Origin of the sequence: Sulfitobacter sp. HGT1 (assembly GCF_013282155.1) — a bacterium.
Lineage (GTDB): Bacteria > Pseudomonadota > Alphaproteobacteria > Rhodobacterales > Rhodobacteraceae > Sulfitobacter.
Map to the genome: position 1 here is coordinate 143191 of NZ_BLWI01000013.1, position 21723 is coordinate 164913.

Consider the following 21723-nt stretch of genomic DNA (forward strand, 5'->3'; position numbering starts at 1 on the left):
ACGAGTTGGACAAAATGACACAAAATACTAAAGTTGATACCGCCAGCGCTAATCTTGTTGACGAGATTATCCGCATGTCGAATTTCAACTTCGAACGCCTGCCGATGCTGGACGTTATCGCCGAACGCATGGTTGAAAACCTCACGGCAGTATTCCCGGATTTGACGCGCGTCATGTGTGATGTGTCTTTGGTGTCTTTAGAATATCTTCCGATGGGAGAGATTATCGAGGGCCTGCCATCGCCGGTGTTTTTTGCGGTTGCCGATGGCGAACCGTTCGAAGGTGAAATCCTTCTGGTTCTAGACCAAAGCCTGTTGATGACCTCGGTTGAGCTTATGCTTGGGGGTAAGGCCCACCAGATCAAGAACATTGATGATGAGACGCATGAATTCACCGCGATTGAATTGCGGTTTGGAGAGCGTCTTGCTTCTACCATCTTTAGCGTGTTGGAAAGGTCGTTTTCAGTCGTGACACCAACAAAGCTGGCGCTGGACCGGATCGAAACGAATAGCGATGGGGCGATCATCACAAAGAATGCCAGCCTGTGCGCACGGTTGAGGTTTAATGTCCTTCAAGCGGGTCAGGTTGGTACCTTGGATTTGGTCATTCCATATGATGCGCTTGAACCTATTCTGCCCGATTTGGGCAGAATGTATTTCGGTGACCGGACGTCTGGTGAAAATAGCTGGCAGGCAATCATCAGTTCGCAAATCAAAAGTGCCAGAATGGATATGGAAGTCGTTTTGACGGAAACTTCATTCCCAATTCAAAAGATCATGTCCTGGAAGCCGGGCGACACAATTGATCTGGGCATTGAAGACGGGGTGGAGGCGTTGATGACATGTGCAGATTCCCCGATTTTTAAAGTGTCTCTTGGCAAACGAAATAACGGCTTTGTCGCCGTTCAAATTACTGAAAAGCTCGCAATTCTAGAGGAGTCTGAAAATGATGACGACGATAATTGATAGCGTAATTATTCTGCTTTTGATTGGCAGTATTGGTTACGGGTACGTTGTATCGCGCAAAGTCCGTGTTCTTATGGCGACGCTTAAAGAGTTGCAGCCTCTGGTGCACGAATTTTCCCATGCCGTTGAAAAGTCAGAGCTTTCAGTTCATTTGATGCGCCAGAACATTGAGGATGCCGAGAAGGCGGGCGCAGAGCCGGTCGCCAAAACTGTGGCTGTTGAAAAAGCGTTTTCCAGTCAACGCAGCGCCCCTCAAAGAGAAGTTGATACATCCTCCAAAATGCGTGTGTTGCGTGACAAGAAAGAGCTTGTGAAGGCCTTTTTCGAAAACACTCCTGCGGCTAGGGTTTGAACAGTGATCAAGCTATTAAACGGTAAGCTCATCCTCGGTGGCCTCGCGGTTACTCTCTGTGCAAAGGCGGCGTTTTCTTTTCCTTTGCTGCCTTTATTCAAAGACGCGGAAATTCAGAACCCGTCGGTTGTTATTCAAGCAGCGGCAGTCAAGGAGGATGCAGCAGCTGTTCCTCAAGAGGATGCGCCGCCCCTTGTGAGTGGTTTGGAGGAAAAGGAAACAACCTGTACCGCTCCGGAGGAAGTATTGCTTTCGCTGAACCGTGAACGCGATCTGGTTGCCCAACAAAAAGATGAAATTCAGAACCAAATGGCCGAGCTGGCGTTGGCTCAGGAAAGTCTTTTGGTTGAACGGGCGTCGCTGACAGAATTGAAAACGTCGATCGAAGAGCTGTTGGGCAAAGTTGAAGCTGCTCAGACGGACGATTTGAACCGTCTGATCGATCTGTATTCAAATATGAAACCGACAGATGCCGCACGCATCATGGATGATATGGACATTGAAACAACGATAATGGTGTTAGGCAATATGAGACCACGCACCGCAGCGCCTATTCTTGCCAAAATTCCAGCGGTCCGGGCGCGAGCTGTTTCAAAAATTATCCTTGAAAGATCACAACTGCCTGGGGATCAGGATCTGGTGGGTATCAAATTGAAATGATCAGTTTGGCTGTGTCCTAAGGGTCGATCCTTCGGGGGCTTTGCGGCCTTTACCGTCTTTCTTGAGGTCAAAAACAAAGCGGATAATCTCCGCGACGATCTCCCAATGCTCAACGGGAACGACCTGATCGATTTCAACGGTATCATATAGAACCCGCGCCAAAGGCTTGTTTTCGATCATTGGGATGCCGTTTTCAAAGGCGATTTCGCGAATTTTCTGCGCAACAGCGTCGGCACCTTTGGCGACGCAGACGGGGGCCATGTCATTTTCGGGATTGTACTTCAGCGCAACTGAATAGTGGGTCGGGTTGGTTAGAATTACATCGGCCAGCGGAACGGCTGTTATCGAGCGCTGTTGTGATAATTCACGCCGCCGTCTTGCGCGTTTGTTGCGAATCTCTGGAGATCCTTCACTCTCCTTTTGTTCATCTTGAATGTCTTTTTGACTCATCCGTTGCTTCTTGCGCCAGTCAAAACGGCGCCAAAGAATGTCAGCGATAGCAACGGGCACCAAAAATATTGCCGCAGCCAACAATAGTTTTTGCGCGGCGATGCCCAGATAGGCGGGAAGATATTCAGGAATGAAACCCGACGTCGTCCAGATGCGCCTAACGGCTTCCTCGGTCACCCAGATCGCCATCGCACCTACTGCAAAGACCTTGATGATGCTCTTGATGAACTCGACAATCGAATTCGCGGAAAAGAGCCGCTTTAGGCCCTCGAAGGGGGAGAGTTTGGACAGTTTCGGCTTGATCCGCTCGACGGCAACAACAGTTTCGCCCTGAATAACCGCGCCAATGGCACCCCCTGCAAACAAAACGGCAAATAAAGGCCCGATTGCTATGGCCAGCCGCATGAAGAAATCGCTCATGATTTGGCCTAGGCGGTTAACGCCTGGGTCGCCGGTTGCCACGTCAAAGTTAGAAGTCTGTTCGATAAGAATACTCAGGGCGTAAATGATCTTGGGTGCCTGCAAGGGAAGAACAAGCGCCGTGATCGCCAGAAGCGCAAGAATCACGACCATGTTCCCCGTCTCTTTGGAGGAGGGAACATCGCCTTTCTTGCGCGCGTCCTTCAGCCGCTTTTCAGTCGGTTCTAACGTCTTTTCTGTGCTGTCGTTGTCGCCACCTTGTGCCATGGCTAAATCTTAAAGCCAAAAAGCCACTCTTGGAAACGCTCAATGAAGAAATCAAGAATTGAGGGCATCGCGATGGCCAAGATTAGCAGGCCGGCACCGATCAATATGGATGCGGCGACAAAGAATACAGGGAGCTGGGGCATCATGCGGTTCGCAAGACCCATGCCAAGGTTTAAAACCACGCCCATGACAAAGAATGGGGCCGCAATAGCTGTCCCGATATAGAGACTTTTGCCCGCAACCTTGAGCAGTTCATCGGTCAAATCGCCGATCATTATTTGCCCCGGTGGAAAGATTTCATAGCTCGACAACAATGCCCGAATAATGAGGTGGTGGGTGTCTGTCACAAAGATCATGGTCACAGCGCTTAGCAGCATCAAGGTCGCTACCATCGTTGCGCCCTCAAATGACCCGAAGGACGGCCCAAAAGCGTTTGCCAAGCCTGACACCTGCCCAACCTGGAAACCCGCAAATTGCAGCGCTGACAATAGGATACGCGCGCACATTCCGATCCATAGGCCGATTGTCACTTCTTTCGCGATCAAAAGAACGGCGCTGACGGGGCTGTCGGGCATGGCAAGTGAAATTGGGGCCAACGGCATCAGAGCAACGCTGATGAGCAACGCGATAGACAGGCGCGGCCGAAGGGGAATCTGCGCCTCTCCGAAACCGGGCATGAACATCAAAGCAGACCCGATGCGCGCGAAAACGACGAGGTAAGAAAAGAAGATTGATGAAATAAAGGCATCCAGCGACACGATTAGTTTCCGATCTTGCCAACCGTGCGCAAGGACGCTTTGCGGTGGACCTCGTTGTGGGAAATCACCTGGGTCATGGGGCTAACCCGTTCAAGAATTGAACGTACATACGGGCGAGCATGTGGTGTCACAAGAATTGCCGGCCATTCATCCGCGTTGGAGAATTTTTGTACTTCTTTTCGGGCCGCCAAAACAAAATCCTGAACCCGCGAGGGCGACATTAAAAACGTCTCTTCGCCGTTGGCCGTAGAGATGGATTTTACCAATTCACTCTCCCAGTCGCCACCAAGACTGATAACAGGAATATAACCTTGGGCGTCTTTCAACGACTGGCATATTTGCTTGGAAAGCTTGCCACGTACATGTTCAATAATGGAACGGATATTCTTGGTGTTGGCACTCGCCTCCGCGACGGCTTCGATGATCCGGGGGAGGTTCCGAATTGAAACCCGCTCTGAAAGCAATGCTTGCAAGACGTGCTGCAAGACGATTGCCGGACTATTGTCAGAGCTGCTGGAAAGCAGTTTTTGATAGTCTTTGTCCTGACCTTCAATCAATTCTTGGGTCGCTGCATAGGTTAATATGTCCGGCATGTGCTCTTTGATGACTTCTGTCAGGTGGGTCGTCACCACGCTTTCAGGGTCAACAACGGTTAACCCCAGCATCTCAGCCTCGGCACCGCGCGCTTCATCCACCCATATAGCATCCAAGCCGAAGGTCGGCTCACGTGTCCGTTTGCCGGGCAGGTCGATCTCCCCTCCTGTGGGGTTGATGACCATCATCATCAGCGGGTCAACCTCGCCACGGGCGGCCTCTACACCTTGCAAAGAGATTGTGTAAGTCATTGCAGGCAAATCAGAATCGTCCTTGATCCTGACCGGGGGCAGGACAAACCCGTAGTCGTTGATAAACAGTGAACGAAGGCTTTTGACCTTGCCGGGCAATGCCGCATTTACCGAGGTGATCATTGGTACAAGTGCCGATCCCAAATCAAGACGCAAGTCGTCGACGCGGAGCATCTCGGAAATCTTGTCTTCGGCGGATTCTTCCGGAGCGGCCTTCTTGTCAGCTGCAATCTTTGCAATCGCGTCTCTTTCGCCGATCTGTTTTTGCATGATGTAGCCAAACCCAGCCATGCCCATCGAAAGCGGCAAGAAAATTGCCAAGGGAAAGCCGGGCAGCCAGCCAATGCAAAATGTCAGACCTGCGGCCATGTATAGCGCGCGGGGAAAGTTGCTAAGCTGGCCCAAGACCGCTTCGTTTGCCGCGCCCAATGTGCCGCCCTTGGTCACCAACAAGCCTGCTGCCAGCGAGACAACAAGCGCAGGAATCTGCGTGACCAAACCGTCACCGATGGTCAGGACAGTGTATTTGTTCATGGCTTCGCCAACGCTCAGCCCGTGGCTCATCATGCCGATCATGATGCCGCCGAAAACGTTAATCAGCGTGATAATCAGACCGGCCACGGCATCGCCGCGTACAAATTTCGAAGCACCGTCCATGGCACCGAAGAACGAGCTTTCCTCTTCTACCTTCTTGCGGCGGGCTTTGGCTTCATCTTCGGTGATGGCCCCTGCGCCCAAGTCGGCATCAATTGCCATCTGTTTGCCGGGCATCGCATCAAGAGAGAAACGCGCAGCGACTTCGGCGATCCGGGTGGAACCCTTTGTGATGACTATAAAGTTGATGATCACCAGAATCGCAAAAACAACGATGCCGATTATGAAATCACCACCAAGAATAAATTGCGCGAAACCTTGTATCACATCGCCCGCGGCATCGGGCCCGTTGTGACCCTCGCTTAGGATCAGCCGCGTCGATGATACGTTCAGCGCCAACCTGAGCATGGTCACAACAAGCAACAGGGTAGGGAAGGAGTTGAACTCCAAAGGTGTGCCAATCCACAGGGCGACCATCAGGATAAGAACCGACAGCGACAAAGATATCGCAAGGCCAAGATCAAGAAAAAACGGGGGCAGGGGAATGAACAGCATGGTAAGGATAAGAACCATACCAAATGCAAAACCGATGTCGCGGTTGTTGCCGCCCAGCTTGGTAAAACTAAAGCCCGACCGGCTTGGCAGATTTGTATCAGGCGTTGCCATGGGTCAGTTCACCTTTGCATAAGATGGTAGGATCGGCTGCAATATTTGGGCCGAATATATCGACATCGCGCCCACCGAGCGCCCTGAATTGGCATCTGTCATATCCGCGCTCCAGTTGAAACCGGGTTGTGCAGATGGTGCGACGACAGCCAGCGTAACTTCGTCGGTGGTTTGCGCATAGTCTGAAAATTGGCTTGCATTTCTTTGCGCAACGCGCTGGTTTTGAACCAGTTTCTTCAGGTAAGCGGTTTTATAAACTTCATTTTTCGAATGGTAACGCCCTGCTGCTTCCCACCAGTCACGCGTCTGCGCAAACAAACCCTTTAGAAAGCGCGCCGCGTAATCGACATTTGCATGCGGATCAGTCGCCGCTTCGAGCGAGGTAAACTGATCCGCATGCCAGCGCTGGTTGATCTGCATGCACCCGACATCGGTTGAAAAAACGCCTTCGCCTTGGGTTTTGCGCACATAGGCATCAAGAGCTGCTTTGCTGCCAAAAAACGCGCCCTTGCCGTTTGTATTTGCTGTCCAGGGCCAGATCACCAGTTTGCCGCTGACACGGCGCCCGGATTCCTGAAGCCCGATCGCCAAGAGCAGGTTGTCAGGTATCCCGTATTTCTTTTGCGCTGCCATTATTTGCTGAAAGCAGACGGAGGACGGCGCGAGACTTGTTTCTTCCAGGATAACCACAGTATTGGATGGCTCAGAAGATGTGTAAAAACCGGATGACCAAGTATTTGCCTCTGCACTTGCGTTCGAGGCGCTGAAAAACACCAAGATTAAAAATGCTAAGGTTTCTTTCACGCGCGGCACGTTAGATACCGCCATTGGAAATGAGGTCGAAAACGCGGTTCGAAAGCGCGTTTAATGTCGAAAAGATGAACGGCAGTGACAAGGCTAGGGTGACAAATATCGCGGCAATCTTGGGGACGAAGGTGAGTGTCATTTCCTGAATTTGTGTCAGCGCTTGAAAGAACGCGATGATCAGGCCAACCCCAAGCGCAACGACCAAAACAGGGGCCGAAGCGATGAGTGTGGTTGTGAGCGTCAGCCGCGTAATTTCATAGATTGTGACGGAATCCAAAACGAACCTCCAGACGATGCCCCAGCGTGCGACCCATCAGATCGGCATGCGCATAATGTCTTGATAAGCCTCGACAAGTTTGTCCCGCATCGCGACAGAAACCTGGACGGTACTTTCCATTGCCATTGTTGCTTCAACCACCTGCTGAAGCCCTGCCTGACCGGTCAGACCCTTCATCGCCATGCTGTCGCCTTCGCGAACATTATCAATGGCTTGACTGGCTGCATTCGCAACCATCTGGGAAAAATCTTTGCCATCCGGTGCGGCGGGGCCAGTGCTGCGTTCGCCCTGAACGGTCTTGGCATAGGCTGCCTGAACGTACGTAGACCGGACCGCTGAAAAATCAGTCATCGTAATTCCTTACTTCAAAAGCTCTACAAGCTGGCGGCGCATGTCGCGGGCATTTTCGACCATCGACAAGTTCGCCTCGTAGCTGCGGGCTGCTTCGCGCATGTTGCTCATCTCGATCAGTGGATTAACGTTGGGCAGCTTCACATAGCCGTTTTCATCTGCAGCGGGGTGCGACGGTTCGTATTGCAATGTAAAAGCGGATTCATCCCGCTCGGTGCTTGTGGCCTCGACAATTGCCGATCCAGTGCGCTCATCCGTGCCGTTTTCGAACGAGATAATCTTGCGTCTGTAAGGATCACCGCCAGCTGTTTGCGAAGTCGAGTTTGCGTTCGCCAGATTCTCTGAGACAACGCGCAGTCGATCACCTTGGGCGCGCATGGCACTTCCCGCCGTCACTGATATTGCTGAAAGGGCGTCCATTCAATAACTCCTAATGCTTAACGGCGGCCGGCAACCGTATAGATCATCTCGTGGGCCTTACGGTACAGGTTCGCGGCGATTTTGAACTGGCTTGCGTTGGAATTGGCTTCCATCATCTGTTCTTCCAAAACGACGTTGTTTCCGGTCATATCCGACTGCCAGCTTACAGAAGCCTCAACCACATCAGCCTCTTCAAGGGCATTACTGGCCCGAGTGTCGTTGAGGTAGCTTGCGAAGCTCTCGATGTCTTTCGCCTGATATTCAGCGACATCTGCGTTGGCGATGTTCTCGGAAACGACCTTTTGACGTGTCGAAAGCCACTGCAAACGTTTAGTCGCGAGATCAAACAAAGATGTGGATTCTGTATTCATTCTAGACTCACAATTTATACTTGATATATACCAAGTATAAAAAATTAAGGAAGGGTTAAATTTGCATTCTGCCTTCTCTAATCTACAGAGCAGTATTTATTCTTGCTCAAGTGTACAGGTAACAGGCACCGTAAAAGCTATTGTCGGGATGACCCTGACCGTGGGGGGGCTTGAGTCTCTCGCGGGGATCGGCAGCCGGTGTCGCGTGCATTCAAAGAACGGGATAATCGAGGGAGAGGTGGTTGGCGCGCAGGGGTCCGAGCTTTGCCTTCTGCCCTTTGGCACCTGGAACGGGGTTGCGATTGGCGACCCGGTCAAACTGGTAGAGCATGACGACGTTATCCACCCGGACGATTCATGGATTGGCACAGTCGTTGACGCATTGGGGCAACCGTTGTCCGCATTTACCCGCGTCCGTCGTCCGCAGCGCAAATCGAAATTCCGCGCAGATCCGCCACGGGCATTTGACCGCAAAAAAGTGGGCGAGAAGCTCGAGACCCAGATCAAATGTATCGATATCTTCACACCGATTTGCCGCGGGCAGCGAATGGGGGTCTTTGCGGGCTCGGGCGTTGGGAAATCAACGATGATGGCGATGTTGGCGCGAAATACCGATGCCGATGTTATCGTCATTGGGCTGATTGGGGAACGCGGTCGCGAAGTTCAGCAGTTCATCCAGGAAGATCTGGGCGAAAAAGGCATGGCACGCGCCGTTGTTGTTGTATCGACCGGCGACGAGGCCCCATTGCTGCGCAAGCAGGCCGCATTGACGACGACAGCGATCGCAGAGCACTTCAAATCACAGGGCAAGCAGGTCTTGTTGCTGCTTGATAGCGTCACGCGATTTGCTATGGCTCAACGTGAAATCGGGCTTGCCCGAGGTGAACCGCCGACATTGCGTGGCTATCCACCTTCGGTCTTCAGCGAGCTGCCACACCTGCTCGAGCGCGCAGGGCCGGGTCGGGCCAATGAAGGGGACATCACGGGGCTATACACCGTTCTTGTCGACGGGGACGATATGAACGAACCAATCGCAGACGCTGTTCGCGGGATCGTTGACGGGCATATCGTGCTAGACCGTCACATTGCAGAACAAGGCCGTTTCCCGGCCGTTAACCTGCAAAAATCGCTCTCCAGAATGTTGCCCGGGTGCCATTCACCAGAAGAGTTCGAGATCACAAAAGTGGCCCGTAAAGCCTTGGGAACATATGCGGACATGGAAGATTTGATCCGCCTTGGCGCTTACAAAGCCGGCTCTGATCCCGAGACAGATGAGGCGATCCGGTTTTTCCAGACGGCAACGCCATTTCTCTCTCAAAGCCGTGGCGACAAGACGCTGGCCGCAGAAGGTTTTGCGGATATTTACCGGATGATACTGGAAGCCGGCATCAAAGACCCGCTGCAAAGATTCTTTGAAACCCAGCCGGAGTAACGCTGAATCTTACCAGTCTCCAAAACGAAATGACCCGGCCCGCAATCAATGCAGGCCGGGTCGCTTGGAGGTACTCAATAATCCATTTAGCGAAACGGTAAAACGTTAAGCCGCGAGATTATTTAACATAACTAACCTTATTAGCGGAACAGGCTCAGGACGTTCTGTGGCGCTTGGTTAGCGATCGACAGTGATTGTGTCGCGAGCTGCTGCTGTACCTGATAGGCTTGCAGGCGCGCGGCCTCTTCTTCCATGTCCGCATCAACCATCGAGCTTACACCGGAATCCAGTGTGTCTGTCAGGCTGTCAAGGAACTCCATCTGGTTGTCGAGCGTGTTCTCGGCAACGCCCATTTCGGTCGCAGCCGTGATCGACAAAGCCAACTGCGCTTCGGCATCTGCCAATTCTGACGCTAGGTCCACTGCAGGTGTTTCAACGCTCAATGCCGCGAAAGCCGTCTGGATGGACTGCAAATCAACGGAATTGAAAGTGATCGACGTAGTGGAGAATGTACCACCTGCGCGGCTCACACCGGTGACAACGCTTACAGCCGCAGCAGCACCGCTGACCAGATCGTCGCCGTTAAAGGTCGACTGATCAATGACGGCCTGCATGTTTTCTGCCATCGCGTCGAGTTCGAGCTGAACGTCAGCTTTGTTCACGCCATCGCTTTGGGCAAACGCAATACGTTCGACCATTTGTTGCGCGATATCGCTTACTGTTTCAGCACCAAGGCGGGCAGTTGCGACAGAGTTCTTTGTCGCTGTCATGCCTTCGTTGATGGCTTTGAACATGCCGCTATCGCCCTTCATCGTCTCGGAGATGGCGAAGTAAGCAGCGTTGTCCTTGCCGGACGCGACTTTCAGACCCGTGGAAACACGGGATTGAGTTTCGTTAAGCCCACGGTTCACATCTTTGAGTGTGGCCAGAGCTGTCATTGCGGAGTGATTGGTGAGAATGGACGACATTTAATGTTCTCCTTTATTCCCTTACTGTTCAGTCTTCTGACTGATAGCCCAGTCTTCTGACTGAGATCGGCGTTAGCCAACAGAACCTATGTAAGGGCTGAGGTTAACGCACGGTTAAAGAATTTGGAAAAATTGTCAGGGCGTCGGTCAGAATTTCTGATCGACGCTCATTTGAAGCGTGCTTGTCTTCCCCAGTTTTTGCCCGGTTTTTCCATATACGCCATTTAACCCATTGCGATTGATGATTTTTTCAAATTCTCGCAATATGGTACGTGCGGCAATCGCCATGCGCGACAGCATGGCGTCATCTTCCTCAATATTTTTTTTCAGCTCGGATAGGTTTTTCCGGATCATAAGATTTTCCGAAAATTCGTGGTTTAAAAAGGGTTCGATCAAGGGTGTGCGCAGCTCCAGCCACTTTAGCGCACGCTCCTTGCGTTCAAACACTTCCCCAACAACAGCAAGATCACCCTTCTTAATTGCGGCGATCTCATATTGAAGGATGTCGACGGTCTCTTTGATCTTGCTCATGTAGTCGAGAAGATTGGTCTCGTCTTCGGGTGTGAGCGTCAGCTCCCCTGCCGGTGCATTTTGCTGTGCAGCGTTTGAACGATCGCCAAAGCGGAATTTTTTCATTTGTGTCATTTTCCACCCATATTTTCATCGGCCACAGAAGACGCCTGCCCGTAAGCGCCCAGCATATCGCTGACGTTCCCGGCAAGGCCCAGACCGCCCTGTTCAACCAGATTTTTCGCAATCTCTTCCGACATGAACGACCGCCACATGTCGGCTTGTTGCTTGCCACCAAAGGCTGTGGAGCCGGCGGTTTTCATCATCTGGTCAACAAACTGGGTCAAAAACAGCGCTTCGAAATCCTTGCCTGTTTGAACTTCCTTGGCATCTTTTACTTGCAGGTGACTTGCCGCAGGCATCAAAGCCTGGAGAGGATTTGCGCTGATATCATCCATCAAATGATCTCCAAATCCGCATGCAGGGCACCGGCAGCCTTGATCGCTTGCAAGATCGCGATCGTTTGCCGCGCACCTACGCCAATAGCATTCAGCCCGTTTACCAGTTCTTGCAAGCTGACATCACCATCAAGGATGGTAAAACTGGCGTCCTTTTCAGTGATATCAATTTCCGTTTCGGGAACGATGACAGTCGTACCGCCTATACTGATTGAACCGTCGGCAATCACTGTCGTATCGCCGCCCAGACTGACGGGGCCGGGCTGGCTGACATTGTAGTTTTCACGCACACGAACCGTTAACCCGCCTTGGCTTATAGCAACCTGTGCAATCCGCACATTCGCCCCCATCACAATCGTCCCCGACTTTTCGTCAATGACGACGCGGGCCACGGCATCTGGCGCGACCATCAGGTTTTCCACGGCCATAATGGTTTGAGGGGCGTTTTCCTTGCCGCCGACCCAGACTTCGATCGTCCCTGAATCGAGGACCTCGACCTGGCTAGACCCAAGTTCATCGGCAATCGCCTGGCGGACCCGGTCGGCTGTTGTGAAATCGGGTGTGTGGAGTGCGATACGTATGCTGTCGAGCTGGAAGAGGCTGAATTCAATTTCACGCTCAACGATGGCACCGTTGGCGATACGCGCAATGGTCGGAACACCCTCTACTACGGACTCGGCGTTGCCTTGGGCCAGGAAACCGGATGCAGCGACTGCACCCTGCGCCACGGCATAAACCTCGCCGTCTGCCGCAGTCAGTGGCGTGATCAAAAGCGTCCCGCCGCGCAGGCTTCCTGCATCACCCAGTGACGAAACCGTCACATCAATCGGCGATCCACGGCGCGCGAAGGGCGGTAACTTGGCCGTCACCATCACAGCTGCAGTATTTGTTGTCTTGAGGGTGGCGCTGTCCAGATTGGCAACGCCCAACCTTTCAAGCATCCCGCGAATGGATTCACGTGTGAAGGGGCTTGAATTGAGCTTGTCACCGGTGCCCTGCAGGCCGACGACCAAACCGTATCCTATCAGGTGGTTTTCACGAACGCCTTCAAAACTTGCGATATCCTTGATCCGGACATCTGCACTTGCAGGAATGGCGACCATTGCCAGCATCAGCGCGCAAAGGCTGCTTCTCAGTGTTTTCCGCATGAGATGGTAAGTTGTCATCTATAAATCCCAAGCCACAAGAATACCTACATATACAGTAAGTTTATTTATTCTTGCAAGCTTAAGCACAAGTAAAAAATTTCTTTAAATATTGTTAAAAAAATATATTCTTGTTAAACACATGAATAACATAATCAAAAGGGCCTACCAAAAATGCGGATGTACGTCTTTGAGCAACGACAGGATCGCCATAGTGGGCTGTCCAAGGAACTACGTACCGCAGGTCTTGAGGCGATTTTTGTAACAGACGAATTTTTCGTTACAGGCATAGGTCAATTGCTGCAGCAAGGCCACGAAACCAGCGCCATTCTGATCGGTGAAAGTGAAGACATGCGGCGCCAAATCCAGGTAACCCGCGCGGCTGGATGCGTTAACCCCATCATCGTTATCCGTGACTTCCGAAATGCCCAAGACACCTCTGAACTTTTGAACATCGGTGCGGATGATGTCATCGTTAGCCCGATCAAAGGGACTGAACTTCTGTCGCGCACAAATTCGATCATTCGCAGGCTGTATGGCCACGCGGGGGAAAGCGTTATCGTCGGTGAACTGACGGCCTATTTCGACGGTCGCGATCCGGTTGTCTCGGGCAGCCAGATAAAGCTCTCAAAGAGAGAATACTCAGTTTTTCAACACCTTGCGTTGAATTCTAACCGGGTGATTTCCAAGGACGCCATCTATGATGCGATCTATGGTACCAGTATCGATCAACCTTTCGACAAGGTGATTGACGTGTACATTTGTAAATTGCGCAAGAAGTTTGCCACAGCATCCGAAAGCGGCTGGCAATATATCGAAACGGTACACGGGCGCGGCTACAAGCTGAGCTCGCCGCAATCGCATTCGCAGATCGCCAGTTAACGCAGGAAGTTCAGGATCGAGAGGCTGGAGAGGCGCGCTGTCACTTGATAGCTCGCTTGCAGCTGGGTTTCCAAATTATTCATGCGCGTCACGGCCTCGTAAGGATCAACGCTTTCGTAGTTCGAGATTTGAGTGCGCTGGACAAGAGACACATCGACTAGCTGCATTTGCGATTTTTCGACGATTTGTTGATTAAAACCAATGCGTGCGGAAACATCCAACATGCCTTCTTGGGCCTTGGTCAGGTTTTCAACCACCTTCCCCATCCAGACGGAATAACTTTCCTCGTCCATTTTGCTCACATCGGTGACAGCAAGCATCGCAAGGCCTTTATAGGCATCTCGAAAGGCCGTTTCGTTCCCGCTGACGCCATAAACAAGATCCTGACCGAAGTTTATTCTTGCAGACACCTGTTTTGCTGGCGCGCCTCCGGTTCCGAATTCGGGTGATCCCGCGTAAAATGTCTCTTCAAAATTATTTGACGGGTCGGCAGCGTCATTTGATGCAAAGGCAAGGTCAATCTGGTCGATAATGGCCACAGCGCTTGCTGCATCTGTCGGGCCTGAACCGAAAATTGCCGTGGTCACATCTTTTGGTGATCGGCCTGTTGTCGCATTTTCTTTTTGCCACTCAGTAAACGGTGGCTTGCCTGACTCCAGCCCCGAGAACAGATGATCGCCGTTGAAGCTGATGTTGAACGTGGAAATCAATGCCTCGAGGGCTGCGTTTGCCTGAAGCTGCAACACCTCTGCACCGTTTTGTGGGCGGGTCGCGTTAATAACTACGGTTTCAACGACTTGCTGCAACTGGTTCCGCGCGGCATCAACAGACGTCAACATCGCTCCAAGCTTGGCATCAAGAACTTCATTCGAGGTAATATAGGTTTGTGTGTTTGCCTCTTGCCCGTGAAGTTTGATCAAGTTCGCAGCGTGGGGCCCCAAAGCGGAATAGACATCAGCCTTGCGCCCTGTTGCCGCTTCCTGGCCCGCACGCTGAAGATCGACTGTCGCGCGCTGAACACTTTGCCGGTTGAAAAGGTTAAACTGGAACGAAGAGAATGTGTTGATGCCAATTACCATTTTATCTTTCTCACACCGCTGCGATGAGCGTGTCGATCATCTCTGACACTGTCGTGAGGATACGGGAGTTTGCGGCATAGCTTTGCTCGATCAGCATGAGCTGCTGCATCTCGTCATCAATACTCACACCTTCGGAGTTGCGCCGCGCAGCCATGACAACTTCTGCCGCCGAGCTTGCTGCGTTAAAGTCGTTTTGCGACCGCGCGCGCTCGGAAGCCTGGGACGCAATCATTTCGGCAGCAAAGCTTTTCAAGTCGATCTGCGTCGGAATGCCTGTATCAGGATCAGCACCGACAGGATTAGCCAAGGCTTCTACAAAAAGCACAACTTGCGATGAATCAGACGCCGGACCCGGCTCTGTCGCGCCCAGACCATCGCGAATGCGCCAGACCTCTCCGTCACCCGACAAGGATACTTTGTCGTTCAAGCGAAGACGGCTTGCCAGACCAACACTGTTCAACGGGTCAAAAGCAAGGCCGTTGTCGGTAAACAGGCCCGGCTCCCCTGGTGACAAGGTAGCGTCGGCATTTTCAAAGGATTGGACCAAGCCGCGGGCATATTCATCAAGCTGCAAACTGAACCGGGGGATCACTTCGCGCTTGAGCTGGGTAAGCCCGACAAGGCTGCCGTGCCGCAAACCCCTGACGCCCTCTTTGAACGGTGTGATATCCTGCGAGCCAGCCATCAACGTGCCGTCGCTAGGAAAGAATTTCACATCTTGTACAAAATCACCCTCAAGCAAGGCGGCACCATTAGCGGTATAAATGCTGATCGAACCGTTAGATGATACAGCCACGCGCGTATCAAGGATGCCTGATATCTGGTCCATCAGGCTGTCGATTTTTTCGTCGATCTGCGCACTTTGCAACGTGCCGCCGCCAAAATCGCGGCGGTTAACGTTCAGATCGCGCAATTGATACAGCGCCTGGTTCAAATCCGCGACTTCGTAGCGGATTTCCATGTTCACGTCGTTCAGTGTCGTTCCAAGGGTTGTCGCCGCCCCACGCACTGACTGAACCAGATCTTCTGCCGATAAAACAGCCGCGGTCTGTGTTCCGTTGGAAGAAGGCATATTCGCCAGGGTCGTCAGACTGTTTTGGAAGTCGTTAAAACGATCTGCGGGGGATGTGCCATCACCGGGTTGGCCCAGATACGCGGTATACCGGTTCAACCCCTCTTGGATCACCTGATATTGCGCCATTTTTCCGTTCTCAAGACGGGACAGCCGCTGAAGCGATGCGTCTACCTCCCGTCTCACTTCACCGATAACCGGGCCCCCTTGACCGGGGCCGGGGGACACAAGCATACCTTGGCGCCGGACATACCCCGGCGTCATCGCGTTGGACACGTTATCAGCCGCAATTCGAGAGAGGCCTTGCGTCGTCTGCAAACCCGATACGGCTGTATTAAGTGCGCCTGAAAGGCTCATGTCTTCCTCCGGCTAGTTACGATCTATCGCTTGAGCCTTGTTGTCTCGTCCATCATGTCGTCAACGGTGGTAATGATCTTGGCGTTGGTCGAAAACGCCCGCTGCGCTTTGATAAGGTCGGTCATTTCCTGGGCGATATCGACGTTTGACGCTTCAAGGGCACCCGCATTTACCGACCCGACAACCGAAGAATTCGCGCGCAAAGCCGAAAACGATCCCGTTTCACCGGACAATCTGTAGGCGTTGCCCTTCACCTCGACCAAGCCGTTGGGGTTGGCGACGATCGCGACAGGGATTTCATAAATCGCGCGTCTCTGGCCGTTGTCGAAAATTCCGTAAAGTGTTCCGTCCTCGGCGATTTCACTGCGCACCAGTTCACCAACGCTTGACCCGTCGCGGTCAAAGGCGATGCTGTAATCGCCCGCAAATTGAGTCACCCCTTCGAAAGTACCGGGTGCGCCAAAGTTGATTTCAATTTCTTGTGGTACAACACCGTTATTCAACGTCAGGCTCGCTATGCCTGTCGCGGTGTCAAAAGCAAAGGCCGATGGCGCGACGGCTGCCGAGGTCACATTGGAATATGAAAGCGGCGCACCGGCCTGAGGCCCGGAGTCCGAGAATTCGAGGGTCATGCCGCCCAATGCGGTCCCCTCATGGTCAGAAACCGCGATATCCCACATGTTTGTCGTCGTGGTCGGCGTCCATGTGAAAGAAAGTCGCTGGCTTTCGCCAAGCGCCGTGAATATCTCGGAGGAACTGGAAAAAGGCGCGCCGGCAACGGCAAGGCCGGTGTCCTGGGATGGCAGGTTCCCAAAGGATTCAACGGCCGTGGTGACATCAGCAGAAATGTTCAAGTTACCGATGTTAACGGTTTCCATCTGCTGGAAAGAGCTCCGGTCTACGGATCCGACTGTACCGTCCACACCCACTGGATAGCCGGCCAGAAAATAGCCCGCAGCGTTCTTCAAGTTCCCATCCTTGTCAGGAAGGAACGACCCTGCGCGGGTCAACATATAGTTTGTCGGGACTTTCTCGTTCGGTGACAATGAAACGGCAAAAAAGCCGTTACCGCCAATAGCCATATCTGTTGGTGAGTTGGTGGAGATCAGCCCGCCGGCCGTCGAGATATCGATTTGATCAACCGCTGCTACAGAAAGGACGCCTTCGCCGAAACCACCCGATGCGGTCGTTGTGACCATGTGCGCAAAGCCGCGGCGATACCCGACGGTGTTGGAGTTCGCGATGTTTTCAGAGATGCCGCCAACTGCTTGGGAGTTTGCCCGCAAGCCACTTACGCCCGTCTGAAGCGCGCTTGAAATACTCATTTGACCACCTTTTTTTGTCTTTTTATTCCTGCCTGTCTCATTACTTACATGTTTAAGATTTAAGGAAAGTTAAAGATTTCACTTTTGTCCTTGTTATGGACATGTTTTCAAAAAGAAATCTGCGTCATCTCATGGAGAAATCCCGGATTTCTTAATGCTATCAAGTGCAGTATCCAGGCGATCCAGCCGCTCCTCGGCACCTTTAACGCGCAGGGGTAAAAGGGGAGACGGCGATGAATCAATATTATTTACCAATGATATCAGATGTTTGGACTCGGTCAGGTCGGGAAAGGCCCGTACAATCCTGTCTAATGTATCAAGATCACCTGATCTATTTACAGCAATCAACAAACGCGCAGCATCTTGCAGCTCAAATTTCTTTGGATGGGACTTCCACATCTGCAAATAAACATCTGCAGATTGCTCCCACTGTTCTTCTTCGGACAAAGCCATCCCCATATTGCGAAGATGGTCGACAGAGGGGTTTTCAAGAAAAACCCCAAGGAACTCGCCACGATCATCAAGACCAGACAGCACGCGCGCCCTTAGAACGCGATAATCTTCGATCGAATTCTTGCCCGCATTCAGGTCCATCAGCTCGAGCGTGACCCGCGCATGGTCAAGAAGTCCGCCGTTCAGCTGCGCTTGGGCCAGCTTCATGTTCAGTCGGAACAAGTCGGCACCAAAATCAGCTTGCTGTGCTTCTTCTTGTTCTTGGATGATCCGGATCGCGCTGCGATATTCCCTTGCTGCCAGATCAGTGGACCCAAGTTTAAGGACGTAATCCGCCAAGATTTCAATCTGGCCTGCGAATCCGGGCAGCGTGCGGAAAACGGGCAACAATCTAAGGTGCAGATTCATCCAGTCTGATAGCGGGTACTTTCCGTCCGCACCTTTTTGGTAGATGGACGCTAGCCGCTCTTGCGCTTCCCTGCGGATTTCTTCAACGTCCGGGTCCGACGGAAATCTGGCCAGCATTTTCGCCAAGGTTAGCGCCTCTTCGACCTCGTTGTGCAGCAGCTGATAGATGCGTGCCATTCTCCGGTGCAATTCAAGCTCATAGTGGCCGCCGCGCCATGACTCGGATCCATTCTCAAGGGTGCTCTGTGCCGCGAGCAAGGCCCCCCTGCCCCCATTTTCCAGCGCCATATCGGCAATCGCCAGCCGCGCGCGCGCAGCATAGATATCCTTCCCTTCAGCGGCCTCAAGATATGCGACAAGTGCCGCTGCATTATTGCTGCGCGTCTCGTTTGCGCGCCCGATCAGGAATTGCTCGGTGGGTGTGCCGGCCAGATCGGGCAGTTCTTTGATCAAGCGCAGCGCGACATCAGCGTGCTGGGTCAAGTCAAGTTCCACCATAGCCTCGACAAATAATGGCAGCAGCTCTCGCAACACCGCCTTGGATTGCTGGCCAAGCCCGGTAAAGCTCGACTTAACATTCGTCTGCAAAAGCTGACCGTCGGAAGATGAAATTGCCTGAAGGCTGGACCAAAAGGCCATATCCGTCCGTGCAGGGTCACTTAGGGGGGACGTGGCAAACGCCGCAACCGGATCGCCCTTCAGCAAGGCGGCAGCGTCGCTTAATGCCCGGTAGCGCCTGGCGTCTACCGGGCTGTCCGGCACCACCCTATCAAGGACAGACGATGCCTCGTCTAATAGCATATGGGTCAGGTAAAGCTCCGCCGTATCCATCAGCGTCTCGGTGTGCTCGGACCCGCTTCCGGCACTTAGCTTTGCGATTAATGCGCTCAGGTCTTCTTTGAATGTGCTCGCCTGCCAATACTGCAAGTCTAAATCAGCGCGCCTTTGGCCTGTTGCCAAAGGATGTGTGGTCGATTTGCCTGCAAGTTCAGTTGCAGAAGCGCCCGAATAACCCACCGGTCCAGCAAGAAGCAAAGCGACACAGCCGCATTTTACACATGATCTAACCATTACATTGTTCTTGCTCTCAAGTTTAAACCCTGTATTAAACTTGTAGTCGCCAAGATATAATATTGCAACAGTCTGCTAGCTGTTCAAGTCGGGTGATTGTTGCCACGGGGGGATTTCAAATGACCAATATCAGCTATGTTTCCCTTTCTCAAACTACTCTGCTTGAGAGGAACCTGAACACGACTGCGCATAATCTCGCGAACGCGTCTACTTCGGGTTATAAGGCCATCAATCCTTTGGTTGAATCTGTTGAGTATGGCAGCGGTGAAAACACGATCAGCTATGTTCAGGATCGCGGAAGCTACCTTGATCTTGCGAGCGGCCCGCTGACGCCCACGGGCAACCCGTTTGATATTGCCCTCTCTGGCGACGGTTGGCTTTCCTTCGGGATGGAAAATGGTGAAACCGACTATAGCCGCCATGGTCGCCTTGTGGTGGATGCGGACGGGCAGCTTAAGACTTCGGCTGGATTGCCGGTTCTTGATGCGGGCGGCGGGCCGGTGCTGTTGCCCGATGATATCGGGGATCAGGTTGTCATCACGCAAGGCGGTACGATTACAGATCAGAGCGGTGCCGTTCTTGGGAGCATTGGGATTCTCAAGATACAAAATGCAGCCGGATTATTGCCGCTTGGGCGGGGCATGTATCAACTGCCTGAAGGTGCAGCGGCCCCTGTAGCCGCCGAAGATGTTAAGGTAAATCAAGGCTTTGTTGAGGGCAGCAATGTCGAGGCCGTGCTTGAAATGACACGCCTTATTTCAATTCAGCGGGCCTATGAGAATTCCATAAAGCTAATGACGCAAGACGATGAATTGACGAAAGCAGCGATCCAGAAACTGGGACGCATCTGATGAGATTGAATGGGAGCATCAAATGAAAGCACTTGGTATCGCCGCGACAGGTATGCTCGCGCAACAAACAAACGTTGATGTCATCGCCAACAACATCGCCAACGCCAACACCACCGGTTTCAAAAGCGGGCGCGCGGCGTTCAAGGATCTTGTCTACCAAAGCCAGAACAGCGCCGGATCGCTGACCTCGGCAGAGGGCACAGCACGGCCGGTTGGGACCGACATTGGCCTTGGCGTGCAAGCGGCGGGTGTCATCCGGCACAACGCTCAAGGCGGGTTGATCCAGACAGAAAACCAAATGGATCTCGCGATCGAGGGAAGTGGTTATTTTGTGGTTAACCGTCCTGATGGCACGCAAGCCTATACCCGCGACGGGAACTTTGAGCTGAGCGCCGAAGGGCAGTTCGTAACCCTGAATGGGTACGGTGTTGAGCCGGCCATTATTGTTCCAGAACTAACCCGGCAAATCGAGATTAACCAAGCCGGTATCGTCATGGCCTATGTTGAAAACCAAACAGACCCGGTTGAACTTGGTCAGCTAACCATGGCGACTTTCATTAATGATGCGGGGCTTAAGCCCTTGGGTGACAACATGATGGAAGCAACACCCGCGTCGGGCGAAGCCGTGCAGTCGAACCCGGGAGAGCCCGGTATCGGCATCCTGAGACAAGGATATCTTGAGCAATCAAACGTGAATATCATTCAGCAGATCACCGATTTGATACAGGCGCAGCGCGCTTACGAGATGAACTCCAAGGCGATCGAGACTGCTGACCAAATCATGACCACGACGAACCAAATCAAGTAATGAGGTCGGGTAAATGAAGCTGATCAGAAGTTTAACGCGCCTTTATCTTGGCGTCCTTGCCGCCGTCATCTTGGCGTCGGTAGCGACGGCAGAGAGTATTCCGGTGACGGAACTGGTCGAAGAGCGCACGATGGCCGAGCTTGGTGCCACGATCCCTGTCAATGGACGCATGGATATCCAGATGGCAGAAGGCATGATTAGCAGTGGCCGTTTTATCCAGGAGTTTTGGATCGATCATAAAACCGGTCAGTTTATTGCGAATGTCATGACTGACGCCAATATCCCTCAACGGGTTTGGGGGGTTGTGATCATTAACCTTTCTGTTCCGGTTCCAAATCAGCGCCTGCAACCTGATCAGATCGTGAGCAGAAGCGACATCACCATGGTGGATATGCCAATGCAGCGCTTGGGGTCTTTTGCCATAAGCGATGTCGATGAACTGGTTGGCCAGCAGGTGCGCCGGATGCTTGTGGCCGGCAGACCGGTGCCACGGCAATCTGTTATGCCGCCCCGGATTATTACCCGCGGTGAAGACGTGAAAATCCAGTTAAATTATGGCGGCTTGCGCCTTACAGCAAAGGGCAAAGCAATGGCTGACGCACATGCAGGGGAAGAAATTCGTGTGGTTAATCTCTCCAGCAACAAAGCAATCTCGGCCATCGCGACAGGTGCCGGAATCGTAGAGGTCGTAAGATGAAATT

24 protein-coding genes are annotated in these 21723 nt (G+C 52.6%); 8 read left to right on the forward strand and 16 right to left on the reverse strand.

The window, feature by feature from the left end; translation table 11 throughout:
- The first annotated feature begins 14 nt into the window (after nucleotides 1–14).
- Genes HGT1_RS15990 through HGT1_RS16000 form a run of 3 tightly spaced genes read left to right on the forward strand, consistent with a single transcriptional unit; the run spans nucleotide 15 to nucleotide 1977 of the window.
- A complete protein-coding gene (locus HGT1_RS15990; protein WP_176250993.1) occupies nucleotides 15–965 on the forward strand; it encodes a flagellar motor switch protein FliM in 951 nt (316 codons plus the stop codon).
- Nucleotides 946–1317, forward strand: a complete 372-nt coding sequence (locus HGT1_RS15995) for a flagellar motor switch protein (protein WP_176250951.1) — start codon at nucleotides 946–948, stop codon at nucleotides 1315–1317. Before HGT1_RS15990 ends, HGT1_RS15995 begins: the two co-directional genes overlap by 20 nt.
- A 3-nt stretch (nucleotides 1318–1320) precedes the next feature.
- Nucleotides 1321–1977 carry a MotE family protein gene (locus HGT1_RS16000; protein ID WP_176250952.1) on the forward strand — a complete coding sequence of 219 codons (657 nt, stop codon included), beginning with the start codon at nucleotides 1321–1323 and terminating at the stop codon, nucleotides 1975–1977.
- On the opposite strand, the gene HGT1_RS16005 is transcribed toward HGT1_RS16000, so the two are convergent.
- The 8 genes from HGT1_RS16005 to HGT1_RS16040 are packed head-to-tail and all read right to left on the reverse strand — an operon-like array spanning nucleotide 1978 to nucleotide 8203.
- The gene (locus tag HGT1_RS16005) at nucleotides 1978–3114 is read right to left on the reverse strand and encodes a flagellar biosynthesis protein FlhB (RefSeq protein WP_176250953.1); all 1137 of its coding nucleotides are present in this window, start codon (nucleotides 3112–3114) and stop codon (nucleotides 1978–1980) included.
- 2 nt (nucleotides 3115–3116) lie between these two features.
- Complete coding sequence (locus HGT1_RS16010; RefSeq protein ID WP_176250954.1) at nucleotides 3117–3872, reverse strand: flagellar biosynthetic protein FliR; 756 nt, start codon at nucleotides 3870–3872, stop codon at nucleotides 3117–3119.
- A 2-nt stretch (nucleotides 3873–3874) separates the two neighbouring features.
- A complete protein-coding gene (gene flhA / locus HGT1_RS16015) occupies nucleotides 3875–5977 on the reverse strand; it encodes a flagellar biosynthesis protein FlhA (protein WP_176250955.1) in 2103 nt (700 codons plus the stop codon).
- Between the two features lie 3 nt (nucleotides 5978–5980).
- The gene (locus HGT1_RS16020; protein WP_255200235.1) at nucleotides 5981–6790 is read right to left on the reverse strand and encodes a lytic transglycosylase domain-containing protein; all 810 of its coding nucleotides are present in this window, start codon (nucleotides 6788–6790) and stop codon (nucleotides 5981–5983) included.
- Nucleotide 6791: 1 nt separating this feature from the next.
- Nucleotides 6792–7061 (reverse strand): flagellar biosynthetic protein FliQ, encoded by a 270-nt coding sequence (locus HGT1_RS16025; RefSeq protein WP_176250957.1) that lies wholly within the window; start codon nucleotides 7059–7061, stop codon nucleotides 6792–6794.
- 36 nt (nucleotides 7062–7097) lie between these two features.
- Nucleotides 7098–7412, reverse strand: a complete 315-nt coding sequence (locus HGT1_RS16030; RefSeq protein WP_176250958.1) for a flagellar hook-basal body complex protein FliE — start codon at nucleotides 7410–7412, stop codon at nucleotides 7098–7100.
- Nucleotides 7413–7421: 9 nt separating this feature from the next.
- Nucleotides 7422–7832 (reverse strand): flagellar basal body rod protein FlgC, encoded by a 411-nt coding sequence (flgC, locus tag HGT1_RS16035; RefSeq protein ID WP_176250959.1) that lies wholly within the window; start codon nucleotides 7830–7832, stop codon nucleotides 7422–7424.
- Between the two features lie 17 nt (nucleotides 7833–7849).
- Nucleotides 7850–8203 carry a flagellar basal body protein gene (locus HGT1_RS16040; RefSeq protein WP_176250960.1) on the reverse strand — a complete coding sequence of 118 codons (354 nt, stop codon included), beginning with the start codon at nucleotides 8201–8203 and terminating at the stop codon, nucleotides 7850–7852.
- Nucleotides 8204–8264: 61 nt separating this feature from the next.
- Here HGT1_RS16040 and HGT1_RS16045 point away from each other — a divergent pair, with 61 nt between their 5' ends.
- Entirely contained in the window at nucleotides 8265–9635 is a 1371-nt protein-coding gene (locus HGT1_RS16045) for a FliI/YscN family ATPase (RefSeq protein WP_176250961.1), read from the forward strand.
- Nucleotides 9636–9775: 140 nt separating this feature from the next.
- Here HGT1_RS16045 and HGT1_RS16050 read toward each other — a convergent pair whose 3' ends face one another.
- The 4 genes from HGT1_RS16050 to HGT1_RS16065 form a co-directional block, all read right to left on the reverse strand.
- A complete protein-coding gene (locus HGT1_RS16050; RefSeq protein WP_176250962.1) occupies nucleotides 9776–10603 on the reverse strand; it encodes a flagellin in 828 nt (275 codons plus the stop codon).
- Between the two features lie 147 nt (nucleotides 10604–10750).
- Entirely contained in the window at nucleotides 10751–11248 is a 498-nt protein-coding gene (locus HGT1_RS16055) for a flagellar biosynthesis protein FlgI (protein WP_176250963.1), read from the reverse strand.
- Complete coding sequence (locus HGT1_RS16060) at nucleotides 11245–11571, reverse strand: rod-binding protein (protein WP_255200236.1); 327 nt, start codon at nucleotides 11569–11571, stop codon at nucleotides 11245–11247. The genes HGT1_RS16055 and HGT1_RS16060 overlap by 4 nt, the downstream gene beginning before the upstream one ends.
- Nucleotides 11571–12719: a flagellar basal body P-ring protein FlgI gene (locus HGT1_RS16065; RefSeq protein WP_375708113.1), complete on the reverse strand. Its 1149-nt coding sequence runs from the start codon at nucleotides 12717–12719 to the stop codon at nucleotides 11571–11573. The genes HGT1_RS16060 and HGT1_RS16065 overlap by 1 nt, the downstream gene beginning before the upstream one ends.
- Nucleotides 12720–12890: 171 nt before the next feature.
- Here HGT1_RS16065 and HGT1_RS16070 point away from each other — a divergent pair, with 171 nt between their 5' ends.
- Nucleotides 12891–13598, forward strand: a complete 708-nt coding sequence (locus tag HGT1_RS16070) for a response regulator transcription factor (protein ID WP_176250965.1) — start codon at nucleotides 12891–12893, stop codon at nucleotides 13596–13598.
- Here HGT1_RS16070 and HGT1_RS16075 read toward each other — a convergent pair.
- The 4 genes from HGT1_RS16075 to HGT1_RS16090 all read right to left on the reverse strand — a co-directional run bounded on the left by HGT1_RS16075 (nucleotide 13595) and on the right by HGT1_RS16090 (nucleotide 18823).
- Nucleotides 13595–14677, reverse strand: a complete 1083-nt coding sequence (locus HGT1_RS16075) for a flagellin (protein ID WP_176250966.1) — start codon at nucleotides 14675–14677, stop codon at nucleotides 13595–13597. The two genes, HGT1_RS16070 and HGT1_RS16075, sit on opposite strands and share 4 nt — an antisense overlap.
- Nucleotides 14678–14687: 10 nt before the next feature.
- On the reverse strand, nucleotides 14688–16106 hold the full coding sequence (gene flgK, locus HGT1_RS16080) for a flagellar hook-associated protein FlgK (RefSeq protein ID WP_176250967.1): 1419 nt from the start codon (nucleotides 16104–16106) through the stop codon (nucleotides 14688–14690).
- A 23-nt stretch (nucleotides 16107–16129) separates the two neighbouring features.
- Nucleotides 16130–17431 (reverse strand): flagellar hook protein FlgE, encoded by a 1302-nt coding sequence (locus tag HGT1_RS16085; protein WP_176250968.1) that lies wholly within the window; start codon nucleotides 17429–17431, stop codon nucleotides 16130–16132.
- A gap of 129 nt (nucleotides 17432–17560) precedes the next feature.
- The gene (locus HGT1_RS16090; protein ID WP_255200237.1) at nucleotides 17561–18823 is read right to left on the reverse strand and encodes a hypothetical protein; all 1263 of its coding nucleotides are present in this window, start codon (nucleotides 18821–18823) and stop codon (nucleotides 17561–17563) included.
- A 659-nt stretch (nucleotides 18824–19482) separates the two neighbouring features.
- Between HGT1_RS16090 and HGT1_RS16095 the strand changes: the two genes are divergently transcribed.
- The 3 genes from HGT1_RS16095 to flgA are packed head-to-tail and all read left to right on the forward strand — an operon-like array spanning nucleotide 19483 to nucleotide 21719.
- Nucleotides 19483–20214 (forward strand): flagellar hook basal-body protein, encoded by a 732-nt coding sequence (locus HGT1_RS16095; RefSeq protein ID WP_176250970.1) that lies wholly within the window; start codon nucleotides 19483–19485, stop codon nucleotides 20212–20214.
- A gap of 22 nt (nucleotides 20215–20236) precedes the next feature.
- Entirely contained in the window at nucleotides 20237–21022 is a 786-nt protein-coding gene (gene flgG / locus HGT1_RS16100; RefSeq protein WP_176250971.1) for a flagellar basal-body rod protein FlgG, read from the forward strand.
- A 13-nt stretch (nucleotides 21023–21035) separates the two neighbouring features.
- Nucleotides 21036–21719, forward strand: coding sequence for a flagellar basal body P-ring formation chaperone FlgA (gene flgA, locus HGT1_RS16105; protein WP_176250972.1), 684 nt, complete (start codon nucleotides 21036–21038; stop codon nucleotides 21717–21719).
- Nucleotides 21720–21723: the final 4 nt, after the last annotated feature.